The sequence below is a fragment of the Corynebacterium sp. MSK008 genome, from assembly GCF_030232585.1.
GTDB lineage: Bacteria > Actinomycetota > Actinomycetes > Mycobacteriales > Mycobacteriaceae > Corynebacterium.
The window spans coordinates 1-11,332 of sequence record NZ_JASPJX010000020.1; the positions used below are offsets into that span (position 1 = coordinate 1).

Annotated in this window: 14 protein-coding genes and 1 pseudogene; 8 read left to right on the forward strand and 7 right to left on the reverse strand. The window is 62.4% G+C overall.

Going from position 1 to position 11,332, the window contains the following annotated elements:
* Together QP996_RS11595 and QP996_RS11600 are read left to right on the forward strand one after the other, a co-directional pair.
* On the forward strand, positions 1 to 330 hold a 330-nt coding region (locus QP996_RS11595), incomplete at its 5' end, for a transposase (protein ID WP_284872781.1).
* Between the two features lie 81 nt (positions 331 to 411).
* Positions 412 to 741: pseudogene (locus QP996_RS11600) on the forward strand (8-oxoguanine DNA glycosylase OGG fold protein); the annotation flags it as partial.
* Positions 742 to 885: 144 nt separating this feature from the next.
* Here the strand turns inward: QP996_RS11600 and QP996_RS11605 are convergent.
* The 4 genes from QP996_RS11605 to dnaG all read right to left on the reverse strand — a co-directional run bounded on the left by QP996_RS11605 (position 886) and on the right by dnaG (position 5,006).
* Complete coding sequence (locus QP996_RS11605; RefSeq protein ID WP_502870235.1) at positions 886 to 1,149, reverse strand: hypothetical protein; 264 nt, start codon at positions 1,147 to 1,149, stop codon at positions 886 to 888.
* A gap of 107 nt (positions 1,150 to 1,256) precedes the next feature.
* Positions 1,257 to 1,775: a hypothetical protein gene (locus tag QP996_RS11610; RefSeq protein WP_284872784.1), complete on the reverse strand. Its 519-nt coding sequence runs from the start codon at positions 1,773 to 1,775 to the stop codon at positions 1,257 to 1,259.
* Positions 1,776 to 1,791: 16 nt separating this feature from the next.
* Positions 1,792 to 2,880, reverse strand: coding sequence for an AAA family ATPase (locus tag QP996_RS11615; protein ID WP_284872785.1), 1,089 nt, complete (start codon positions 2,878 to 2,880; stop codon positions 1,792 to 1,794).
* A 170-nt stretch (positions 2,881 to 3,050) separates the two neighbouring features.
* A complete protein-coding gene (gene dnaG, locus QP996_RS11620; RefSeq protein WP_284872787.1) occupies positions 3,051 to 5,006 on the reverse strand; it encodes a DNA primase in 1,956 nt (651 codons plus the stop codon).
* A 34-nt stretch (positions 5,007 to 5,040) separates the two neighbouring features.
* On the opposite strand from dnaG, the gene QP996_RS11625 reads away from it, so the two are divergent.
* Positions 5,041 to 5,415 carry a guanyl-specific ribonuclease gene (locus QP996_RS11625; protein ID WP_502870236.1) on the forward strand — a complete coding sequence of 125 codons (375 nt, stop codon included), beginning with the start codon at positions 5,041 to 5,043 and terminating at the stop codon, positions 5,413 to 5,415.
* Positions 5,415 to 5,657 (forward strand): hypothetical protein, encoded by a 243-nt coding sequence (locus QP996_RS11630; RefSeq protein ID WP_284872790.1) that lies wholly within the window; start codon positions 5,415 to 5,417, stop codon positions 5,655 to 5,657. Before QP996_RS11625 ends, QP996_RS11630 begins: the two co-directional genes overlap by 1 nt.
* A gap of 81 nt (positions 5,658 to 5,738) precedes the next feature.
* Here QP996_RS11630 and QP996_RS11635 read toward each other — a convergent pair whose 3' ends face one another.
* The 3 genes from QP996_RS11635 to QP996_RS11645 are packed head-to-tail and all read right to left on the reverse strand — an operon-like array spanning position 5,739 to position 7,610.
* Entirely contained in the window at positions 5,739 to 6,089 is a 351-nt protein-coding gene (locus tag QP996_RS11635; protein WP_284872791.1) for a hypothetical protein, read from the reverse strand.
* Positions 6,090 to 6,091: 2 nt separating this feature from the next.
* A complete protein-coding gene (locus tag QP996_RS11640; protein ID WP_284872792.1) occupies positions 6,092 to 6,550 on the reverse strand; it encodes a prevent-host-death protein in 459 nt (152 codons plus the stop codon).
* A 40-nt stretch (positions 6,551 to 6,590) separates the two neighbouring features.
* Complete coding sequence (locus tag QP996_RS11645) at positions 6,591 to 7,610, reverse strand: endonuclease domain-containing protein (RefSeq protein ID WP_284872793.1); 1,020 nt, start codon at positions 7,608 to 7,610, stop codon at positions 6,591 to 6,593.
* Positions 7,611 to 7,921: 311 nt separating this feature from the next.
* Here QP996_RS11645 and QP996_RS11650 point away from each other — a divergent pair, with 311 nt between their 5' ends.
* From QP996_RS11650 to QP996_RS11665, 4 genes are all read left to right on the forward strand, one after another.
* Positions 7,922 to 9,634 carry a carbon starvation CstA family protein gene (locus tag QP996_RS11650; protein WP_284872794.1) on the forward strand — a complete coding sequence of 571 codons (1,713 nt, stop codon included), beginning with the start codon at positions 7,922 to 7,924 and terminating at the stop codon, positions 9,632 to 9,634.
* Entirely contained in the window at positions 9,618 to 9,875 is a 258-nt protein-coding gene (locus QP996_RS11655) for a cory-CC-star protein (RefSeq protein WP_034998339.1), read from the forward strand. Before QP996_RS11650 ends, QP996_RS11655 begins: the two co-directional genes overlap by 17 nt.
* Entirely contained in the window at positions 9,866 to 10,801 is a 936-nt protein-coding gene (locus QP996_RS11660) for an ArsA family ATPase (protein WP_284872795.1), read from the forward strand. Before QP996_RS11655 ends, QP996_RS11660 begins: the two co-directional genes overlap by 10 nt.
* Before the next feature lie 82 nt (positions 10,802 to 10,883).
* On the forward strand, positions 10,884 to 11,270 hold the full coding sequence (locus tag QP996_RS11665) for an Abi family protein (protein ID WP_284872797.1): 387 nt from the start codon (positions 10,884 to 10,886) through the stop codon (positions 11,268 to 11,270).
* Positions 11,271 to 11,332 lie beyond the last annotated feature (62 nt).

Here is an 11,332-nt window from a genome sequence, read left to right on the forward strand (position 1 = left end):
CCGAAGTTCCCCCAGGTTGCGGCGTATCTGGAGGAATCACTCGATGAGGTGCTGGCGTTTACCGCAGCGCCGAAACCGGTCTGGACGAAGGTGTGGTCAAACAACCCCACCGAGCGGTTAAACCGGGAGATCCGCCGGCGCACCGATGTTGTGGGTATCTTCCCGAACCGCGAATCGATCATCCGGCTTGTTGGCGCCGTCCTTGCCGAGCAACACGACGATTGGATCCAACAAAAACGCTACATGTCACTATCCGCACTCGAACACACCAAACACCTCATGCACCCAACAGGAGGTGATCATGGCGACCACCACCAGCTAACCGCCTAACCAAACCCCCAACTTCATACCGAGCCGAAAGCACAAACGGCTACACCACTACACGGGACTTGACCCAAGGGGAAGGCGTCTCAGTTGCTTGCGGCTGTGCGTCGTTTAGACGGCGTCGGCGCCGTTGACGCTTACGGTGCTTTGGTGGCGACTGGGCTGCCGCCGAAGTTCGCTTCCGCCGTGGCGTACTTCCTGGCCGGGGAGCAGGAGGCTGGGGAGGCTTCTAAGCCGGTGATCATCTGCTCTAACCGCGCTCGTTTGGCCGGGCTGGCTAAGGATTCCGACTGGACCGCCGAGGAGTACGGCGAGTACCTCGAGGCGTTGAAGGCGGCGCGCGACGCTTACGACGCCGAACTGCCGCTGGATGCCGTCGAGTGGGCGCTGCGCGAGTTCGCCGCCGAGCAGGAGTAGGCGTTTTTGGGCGAGCGGGGCCGTGCTGGCCCTCTGAAATTTCACAAACGGTGAAACCCTCATGGTGAATCGGCGCTGATTCACCATTTGCCCTTCACCATTGGTTCGTGGAGTCAGCACACTACCGGTCGCCGCGGCGCTCCCTCACTGGCTGCCGCGGAAGGCGCGGCCGTTGAGGTCACAGCATGCCCGCTCCAGCGCGATAGGGTCGGAGAACAGCGCGTTGTAGGCCTCCTCATCTCCCGAGGGCCGCATGCGCTGGAGCTGGGACTTCAGCTGCGCGATCTGGCCCACGCGGGTTTCCTGTAGACGGGGCAACCCAGTACCGGCATGCTCGTAGAGAACGTCGGCGTGAATGAGCTCGACGGCGAGCTCGGAAACAAAGATTCGACCGGCGTAGTCACGCATCTCTCGAAAAGGTCGCAGCCCCCTGAGGGGAAACATCGGTCTTCGTTAGATGCAAACAGTACGCCAATTCACTCGAACGGTGGTTGACGGTGGGGCTTGTGGGATCATCAGCGATCTGAATGCCGAAGTCGCGCTTCAGAGGAACGCTTCTGCGACCATTCGACGCTATTTACTCCGCTTCGAGAGTTACTCACAGTAACTCTCGTAATCCCCATCGGCCTACACGCTTTTTCAAGACGGTCTTTCAGACCAGCCAAGGCGATGAATAATTTTCGATCATCTCCGCGCGATTCGATCGCTAACGCCACTCTGATTTCCTTGGCATTGATGGCCCGCCTGCAAAAATTCTTTTTGTCATGCTGCCCGAAGTGCGCCACCGACATAAGCCGAGCGAGTGTATGGAAGACCTTCAGAGCAAACGTGTCATGTAGGTCGTTAGGGATTTTCTTACCTGGATAAGTGTAGTCTTTAACCTCAATTAGCCACAGGTCCCCCTCAGCCAGTGCGAGCACGTCACAATCTTTTGCTTTGAAGGGAGAGTTGGTAAGGGGTTTAGCATTCGCCCCCGAACCATACCAAGCGTCGAAATCTTCAACTTCCCATTGACCTGGAAAGCTTAATACCATGTCCTCAACTTGAATACTATTCCGAGTCATCGAAGTCCCGATTCAAATAGCGAAGCGCTTGCGCAGCTTCTTCCTCCAGTGCTATCAGAGCAGGCAGATCGTTTTGATTAGATGCAGTGACTCCTCGTACTCCAGTCAATGCCTTGGACTCCACACTGGGCTCGGTCCTTTCCAATCCGACGTACTGAGTTTCGATGGGGTCATCGTCGATCAGAAGACGTAGCTCCCGGAGTATGAATACACTGTGAGTCGCTACGAAAACCTGGGTGCCGTGTTTCGCAAGCAGGTGGATAGTCTTTGCGACCGCTCGCTGCGTCCGCGGGTTCAGGTTGGCTTCAGGCTCGTCCCAGAAAAGATACCCGCCATCGAGGAGCGCACCAGACTGAACCAGACGAACCAGCATCGCAAGTTTTCGATAACCCTCCGAAACCAGTGGCGCTTCAATTTTTCCAGTTCCGCCGGTAGCTGTTTTCAACCGAACATAGAATTTACCGTTCTCTTCACTAACGGTACCTTCCAATATGCGTAGCAACGGTGCCAACATATCGTTTGCTCGATCTCCTCTGGGGCCGAGCAATGGCGTCATACCCAGCAACAGAGCGGTGTCTCGCCAAGTTTCATCGAAAGAGACTTCCCTAGATTCGTAGAGCGACACTAGCCCTGGATATATGGATAAAAGTTCCCGCGACGGCAAAAAAACTGCTGTGTCATCCAAGGTCCTGTTCGGCACAGAGTTTACGGCCACCCGGGTGTCTGAAGCAGAGGAAAACTCCACTTTTAGCGGGTCTCGAATGCCAGCATACTTGAGGGAGATCGAAGCCCTACTCCGGCCTCGGACCCTACTCGCAAGCCGGCCTATAGTGTCCGGTTTAAAAACTCCAATCAATTTATTCGCGAGAGGCGCTGCGAGGCTCGTCTTAGATGGTGTGTCTATCCGCGCCGGTTCCAGGGTCTTCGAGAGCGAGTACATCAATTTGAGCAGCTGCGTTTTCCCGGTGCCATTGTCTCCCGTGATTACATTGAGCTTGGGACTAAAGTTCAGATCTAGGTCACCGAAAGGGCCGAATGACCGAGCTTGTAAACGTTCGATGGGGTTAGTCGCCATGCCTCTAACTCTAACGAATAGCGCATGAAGATTTTGGTTCGAGCTCTCGACAAAAGCAGTGTAGCGACTCAGAAAGACAGGGGACCCGCAACGATAAAGACAGTCGAATACCCATTTCATTTCTCGGAAAGAGCACGGATCAACTCACGGCGTTGGATACGGGAAGCGCACTACCGGTTGCTGCGGAAGGCGCGGTCGTTGAGGTCGCGGCGGGCCTGCTCGAGCGCGACCAGGTCCGAAAACAGCGCGTTGTAGGCCTCCTCGTCGTCGGAAGGGCGCATGCGCTGCAACTGGGACTTCAGCTGCGCGATCTGCTGGCCCACCCGCGTTTCCTGCAGGCGCGACAGCACTGAGTCGGCGTACTCGTAGAGGTCGTCGGCATGGATGGGCTCGACGGCCAGCTCGGAGACGAAATTGCGGCCTGCGTAATCACGCATCTCCCCGGCTACCGCGGCAAGGAAGTTGGAGGCGTCGGCGGGGTTTTCCGCGTTTTCCGCCCCGGCGCGGGCACAGCCGCCGGCGGCGGTAATGGCCTCGCGGACCTGGTGGTAGGCGTCGTGAGTGAAGGCGTCCGGGTTGATGCCGTCGAAGTAGTTGCCGGCTGCTGCCGGGTGCTGCAGGGCCAGCTTCAGGGCTTCGCGCTGGGGCCACAGCACCGGGTCGTCGGGGCGTGGCGGGATGAGGATCTCGGACTGCGCGCCGGAGCTGTCCGGGCCGACGGCCGCGCCGACGCCGCCACCGGCGCCAGCGGCGCGCGCCGGATCCTTTGGCGCGCGCTTCTGTTTCTTCGGCTTCTTGGCCTCGGCGCGGACCTGCTCCAGCACCTCGTCCGGGTTCGGCCAGCCGACCCAGCCGGCGAGGCGGCGGGCGTACTCCTGTTGGAGGACTTTGTCGGAGATGGTGGCGACGACGGGCACGGTGCGTCGTAAGGCTTGCACGCGCCCCTCGGCGGAATCCAACGAGTAGTCCTGCAAAAGCGACTCGATGACGAACTCGTACACGGGCACGCGCGATGCGACGAGGTCGCGCAGGGCACCGTCGCCACGGGCAAGGCGCAGGTCGCAGGGGTCCATGCCGTCCGGGGCGACCGCGACGAAGGACTGCGCGCCGAACTCCGCGTCCGTCTCAAAGGCGCGCATCGCGGCCTTGCGGCCGGCCTCGTCGCCGTCGAAGGTGTAGATCAGCTCGCCGCGGAAGAAACTGTCGTCGAGCATGAGGCGGCGGATCAGACTCATGTGGTCGCCGCCGAACGCGGTGCCGCAGGTGGCCACCGCCGTATCCACGCCCGCGGCGTGCATCGCCATCACGTCCGTGTAGCCCTCCACCACCACCGTCTGGTGCTTCTCCGCGATGTTCTTCTTCGCCTTATCAATGCCGAAGAGCACCTTGGACTTGTGGTACAGCAGCGTGTCCTGGGTGTTGATGTACTTGCCCAGGCGGTCGTCCTCAAAGAGCTTGCGGGCGCCGAAGCCGATGACGTTGCCGGCGGTGTCCTTGATCGGCCAGATCAAACGGCCGCGGAATTTATCGATCGGCCCGCGTTTGCCCATCGAGGACAGGCCGGCGTCGATAAGCTCTTGCACCTCAAAGCCCTTGCGCAACAGGTGCTTCGTCATCGGGTCCCACGCGTAGGGCGCGTAGCCGCATTCGAAGTCGTAGATGAGCTCGCGGGAAAAACCGCGCTTGAGCAGCATCTCGCGCGCAGGCGCGGCGTCTTCGGTTTCCAGCTGCTCGCGGAAGAACTCGTGCGCCGCCTTGTTCGCCGCCAAAAGCCGCTGTCGCGTGCCGCGGTCCACCTTGCGAGCGCCCGTGGATCCGCCCTGGTAATTGATGTGGTAACCGATGTGATCCGCCACCGCCTCCACCGCCTCGGGGAAGCTCAGCTGCTCCATCTCCATGAGGAAGCTGAACACGTCGCCGCCCTTGCCCGTGGAAAAGCAGTGGTAGTAGCCGTGCGCGGGACGGACGTGGAAGCTCGGGGTGCGCTCGTCCTTGAACGGGCTCAAGCCCTTCAACGAGTCGTGACCGGCAGGTTTGAGCTGCACGTACTCGCCGACAATCTCGTCGAGCGGCGCGCGCTGACGGATAGCCTCGATATCGCTATCCGGAATTCTGCCCCTAGCCATGGCGCTCACTCTAGCGCGTGGCACGATATTGCCCATGAAGCGCCTATCCGTCCTGCTCGCGTGCCTGTTTTTGAGCAGTTGCCTATCGACGCCACCTCCGGCCGAGCCTGCGTCCGGCCTGCCCGCCTGCAGCTCGCTTCCCGACGAAGCCTGGGACACCGTCGACCTCATCGAAGCCGGCGGCCCCTTCCCACACCCGGACAACGACGACCGCCGCTTCGGCAACTACGAACGCATACTCCCCGAGCAGCCACGCAACTACTACCGCGAGTACACCGTGGACACCCCGGGCGTGCACCACCGCGGCGCGCGCCGCATCGTCACCGGCGGCGGGGCGGACGGCCACGTCGACGAGTGGTTCTACACCGCCGACCACTACGAATCCTTCTGCGAAATGGAGGTCAACTAATGCCCGCTGTTTTTGTGATGCGCCCGGTGCGCTCGATCGAGGACCTCGGCGCCGCCATCATCGCCGCCGTCTACGGCGCCGCAGATTCCCGCCCGGTGCCGCGCAACCTCGACGCCCTGGCCGACCTGTTGCGCGAGACCCGCGTGACACGTGTGGTGGTGACGGATTGGGGGATGCCGGAGGCGTCGATAGGCGGGCTGCTCGAAGTCCTCGCCGACGAAGGCGTCGAGCTTTCTCGCTAGACCCCTAGTAACAAACCCCTACTAAGGCCCAAAAAGGCGCATACTAGGGCTCTGTTACTAGGGGTTTGCGGGCGGGAGGGGCTACTTCGTCTCGTTCGGGTGACTGGTATGCACAGCCTCGAGGAAGACCGTGCGGTCATCGATGTAGAACCAGATCCGCGCTGAACCTTTCAGCGTCGGTTTGTGTTGCCACCGCTTGAACGACTGCCCGCCGCGCTGCACAGTCCCCAGCTCCCCCTTCAGCCGGTAATTGGTGGAAGTGGTTGCCGTCGGGGTACGAGTGAGGAAATCCCATGCGTCGGCCATTGGGTTCCGCATGGTCGCCACCAGGTCGCGCCACCCCTTCTTCGCCCCAGCCGAGGCGAAGCGGATGTCGTATTCGACCTTCTTTGAGGGCCGCGGGACCAGCTCCCCCTTCCTCCCGGCCGCCATGGCTAGGGGCGCTCCACCGGTTCACTGTCTGTAAGCCAGTCGGTTTCCTCTTGCCCGAGCCCTGCCGCGACAGCGGTGGCGGTTTCTTTCCACGCAGTGAACTCAACGAGGGCAAGGTGTGGTTGTTCGGTGGCGAAGGAGGCGCGTGCTGCGTCGATAAGCTCTTGCGCACACGATTCCCTGTCTGCCTGCGACAGCGCCAACATCCAGGGGAACGCTCGAGCCATTCGCTCGCCGAGGCTGCCGACGCCTTCCGTTGCCACGGTGATGAGTTGCGCCGCGAGTTCCAGCAACTGCGCCCGCCGTTGCGCCTCCCGCGCGGACATGAGCACCAGCGACTCCCCGTCGCGGCGCGTGACCGTGACCGGGTGTTTTTCCGCTTCGGCGAACACCTCGGCGGACCGCTTGCTCAGGTCAGAGGAGCGGCGGGAATGCGGTGGAGTTCCTGCTGCGAGTGTCATGTCCCTGAGGATATTCGGAATGTATTCGGAAGTCGAGGGGCTAGGGTCTGCTTAGCATGTCGACGGCCTCCTGCAGGTCCGGCGGCAGCGCCACGCTGCGCCCCGGGCCGATCGGTGTGTAGCCCTTCGGCTTCACCTGCACGGGGAGCAATCTCCGGGCGGCTGGCCACGCGTTGCGGATGCGTTGGATCAAATCGGCTTCGTCGCCCCAGAAGTCGTTGGTGTATAAGTGCAGGACTTTGTATCCGTGCTCGGCGAGCCAGTCGTCACGCACACGCTGCTTGCGCAGTACATCGTGGGGGACCTCCTCGTATTTTTCCCACCCGTCGACCTCCACGACAAGGTTGTCGCCGATAAGGAAGTCAACCCGGTACCGTCCGATCACCGCCTGGGTGCGGTACGGGACCCCGTGGGCATCGAGGATCAGGCGCAGGAGGGACTCGTAGGGCGAATCCGAAAGTCTGCTGGCCAGCGGGAGCGCTTTCCGGGCGTTGGCGATCCCCTTCGTTCCCGCCAGCCGGGCGATGGTGGCGCGGAACTGGTGCAGTAGTTCCTGGTAAAGGTGGTCGCCGTGGCCGGAAAGCACGCTGTCTATGGCTATGACGCCTTCGCGCACGCCGCGTTCACGGGCAATGTCGACGGCGGTGCGGATCGCGTTGGTGTAGCGCACGGGCCCGTCATAGATGATGTCGACTTCCGGTATTTGCCGGTGACGGTACTCGTACCCGGTCCAGCCGCCTTTGGTGGAGGCCGGGCGCCCATTCGGCACCGCAAGCGTGACTGGTTCGTTGCGCGCGATGGTCCACACGCCGTTGAGCCTGGCGGCTGAGCAGTCGATGAGTACCGCACGTCTGCTTTGGCACCCTGCTGCGTAGCACTTCAAAAACGCCCGCTGGTACTCCTTGAGCTTTTTCCACGTCGCGGCGCAGAAGTAGATCGACTTGGTCAGCTGCACCATCTCGCCGTCGCTGATGCGCCGGTGAGTCTCAGTGTCTACCGACGACACCCTGCGAAGGTCCACGAGCTTTTCCCGCAGCTCTTTCTTGCGTGTGTCTTTCATTAGCCCCCCTTGACTAGTTACCCCGCTGCGGAGATTACAGGAGGCGCGTTGTTCTTGCCGGGTATTGGACCCGGCCGGCGGGCCGGCGGGCCTGCCCCCCCCCCCTCTCCCGACTCCGCAGACCCCTAGCAACAAACCCCTAGTAAGGCCGAAAAATGGGCATACTCAGGAGGGCTTACTAGGGGTTTGTGGGAATGAGCGCGGCCTCCTTCGATGCTGGCGCCCTCCCAAACCGGTCAAACGCGCCCCGAGAAAGTGTCGTGTGCCATAATGCGTGAAATTGTGAACAGCAACACGATCGGAGAAGACCCATGAGCTCGCTCATCCTGGTGCTCGTCGGCCTGGCGATGATGGCCGCCGGCTACCTGCTGTACTCCAGATTCCTGGGCAAACGCGTCTACCAGCTCTCGGACGCCTACACCACCCCGGCGCACACGATGGAAGACGGCGTGGATTTCGTCCCCACGAACAAGTACGTCCTGTGGGGCCACCACTTCACCTCCGTGGCGGGCGCGGCACCGATCATCGGCCCGGCTGTCGCGGTGATTTGGGGTTGGGTGCCGGCGTTTCTGTGGGTCACGCTCGGCACCGTTTTCTTTGCGGGGATGCATGACTTGGGGGCGCTGTGGGCGTCGCAAAGGCATCGCGGACAGTCGATCGGCACGCTGTCGGGCCGCTACATCGGCGCGCGCGGGCGCAACCTGTTCCTCGTGGTGATTTTCCTGCTGCTGCTCATGGTGAACACGGCGTTCGCGGTGGTCATCTCGAACCTGCTCATCTCCACGCCGACGGCGGTGATCCCGACGTGGGGCGCCATCGTCGTAGCGCTGTTGATCGGCCAGGCCATCTACCGCTTCAACTGGAACCTGCCGCTGGTCTCCATCGTGGGTGTGGCGGCGCTGTACGGGCTGATGATCCTGGGCGATCAATTCCCGCTCGCGCTGCCGGAGACGATGCTGGGCATCCCGGACCGCGGCTGGTGGATCATCTTCCTGTTCACCTACGCGTTCATCGCCTCGCTGCTGCCGGTGTGGGTGCTGCTGCAGCCGCGCGATTACATCAACGGCCTGCAGCTTTTCGTGGGCTTGGCCATCCTGTACGGCTCGTTCTTCATCGTGCGCCCGGAGGTTGTGGCGCCCTCGCTTCGCGACGCCGTCCCGTCCGGCACCCCCGGCATCTTCCCGCTGCTCTTCGTCACCATCGCCTGCGGCGCGATCTCCGGCTTCCACGGCGTCGTCGCCTCGGGCACGTCGTCGAAGCAGCTGGACAAGGAGACGGACGCGCGCTTCGTCGGCTACTTCGGCGCGGTCGGCGAGGGTCTGCTCGCGCTTGGCACGATCGTGGCCACCACTTCCGGCTTCAAGTCGCTGGCGAAATGGGAGGAGATCTACAACGAGTGGAACGCTGGCGGCGTCAACGCCTTTATCAAGGGCGGCGGCGACCTCATGAACGAAGGCCTGGGCATCCCCACCTCCCTGTCCGCCACCATCCTGGCCACCATGGCCGTGCTCTTCGCCGCCACCACGATGGACTCTGGCATCCGCCTGCAGCGCCTCGTGGTCTCCGAGATGGCGGAGCTGGCGGGCGTGAAGCTCTCCGGCCTGGTGGCCACCATCATCGCTGTGGGCTGCGCGCTGGGCCTGACGTTCTCGATGGGCCTGGACGGCTCCGGCGGCATGCTGATCTGGCCGCTGTTCGGCACCACCAACCAGCTCATGGCGGGCCTGACGCTATCTGTCGTCGTGATCATTCTGACGCAGCTGCGCCGCCCGACCTGGCCGGTGCTGATCCCGCTGGTGTTCGTCACCGCCATGTCGCTGTGGGCGGCGGTGCTGCAGGTGCGCACGTTCCTCGAGGCAGGCAACTGGCTGCTGTTGGTCCTGGACGTGATCATCATCTGCTGCGCCATCTGGGTCATCGTGGAGGCGTTCACGGCGATTTCGAAGGCGCGCAAAGAACCGGCTGTGACCTGGCGCGACGATGAGACGATTCCGGGTGAATTGGCGGATGCGCGAACGTCTTAAAGCAATTGCCCGCGGCTTAGACGAGTTCTACAAAGCTCCGTACCGCCGCGAATTCGCCCGCGCCGCGCGCGAGGAGGACGACCTGTTCACCCTCCTCGTCGCCTCGGAAACGCTCGGCATCCCCAACCCCGCAAGCTTCTACACCCTCGAACTGATGCCTTTGCTTTACGACGAATTCCACGCCTGGCACACCCGCATGGGCATGGAACGCTCCCCGTTGGACGGCGTGCGATGCTGCTAGCGCCCGCGCCCGTGATGTTCTTCGGCGGCAAGGGCGGGGTGGGCAAAACCACCGTCTCCGCCGCCTGCGCGGTGCGGCTCGCCGAGGCGGATAAGCGCGTGCTTCTGGTGTCCACCGACCCGGCGCACAACCTGGGCCACATCTGGGACGCGCAGCTTTCCGACGACCCCACACGCCTCGAGCCCAACCTCGACGTGGTGGAGCTCGACCCCGCCGCCACCACCGAGCGCCACCTCGCGGAGGTGGAGCGCTCCATGCGCGCGATGATGCCGGAGCGCATGCACCCCGAGATCCGCCGCCACCTGGACCTGGCGCGGCACTCGCCCGGCATGCATGAGGCGGCGATGCTTGAGGCGGTGGCGGAGCTCGTCGTCAGTCAAGGCTTCGACCACATTATCTTCGACACCGCACCCTCCGGCCACACCTCCCGCCTGCTCGCGCTGCCGGAGCTCATGGCCGCGTACACCGGCGGCCTGATGCAGCGGCGCGAGCAGTCCGACAAATTCTCGCGCGCGGTGCGCGGCTTGGGCGGGACTATCGACGACCCCGTGGAGCGCCGCAACCAGGAAATCCGCGCCACCTTGCTGCGCCGCCGCCGCAAGTTCGAGCGCCTGCGCGACATCCTCACCGACCCCGCGGCCTGCTGCTTCCACATCGTGCTCACCGCGGAGCGCCTCCCGGTCCTCGAGAGCATCGAGCTTTACGACGACCTCACGTCCAACCGCATCCGCGTCGGCTCGTTGGTGATCAACCGCCGCAGCCCTGACGACGCCAGCGAGTTCATGGCCGCCCGCCGCGCCGTGGAAGACGACGCGCTTGAGCTGCTGAACGCGAAACTTCCCGACGTCCCCCGCGTCGATCTGCCCTGGCTGCCCGGTGAGATCGGCACCCGCGAAGCGCTGGCAGCCATCGCCGAGCGGTTGTAATAAAGAAACCCCTCCACAGCCATGCCGTTAAAACGGGGGACCACTACGGGAGGGGATTACAGCGCCTATCATAGTTGAGCACGTGAGAAATACAACTGCGGGGGATCTCATGCAACAGGTTGCCAAAGTCTGGATTTCAGAGGACAGGCTCAAGCCATATCTATCTGCCACCTACCAAGATGAATCCAAAGCTCTCGCTCTCTACGAGCTGGATCGGCGACTGAGTGCTGCCATCTTCCACGAGATCGCCTACATCGAAGTGGCACTCCGCAACGCGATAGTGGAGTACCTACAGAAGACATACGGCGAAAGCTGGTATGCGGATACGACTGTGGGATTCGATCTGCGAGTTCGAGAAAACCTCATCGAAGCGTGGGAAAGTCTTCCGAGTCGATACACCAAAGATGCAGAACGAAACCGGAAGCTCGGTGGTCGACTGGTCGCTGCCTCAATGGGTTGCGTCCCTTAGTGTGGTGTAACGCTTGCTGATGGTGGGCCCTGGAAAATGCAGGGGCGGCCACCGCCAGTAAC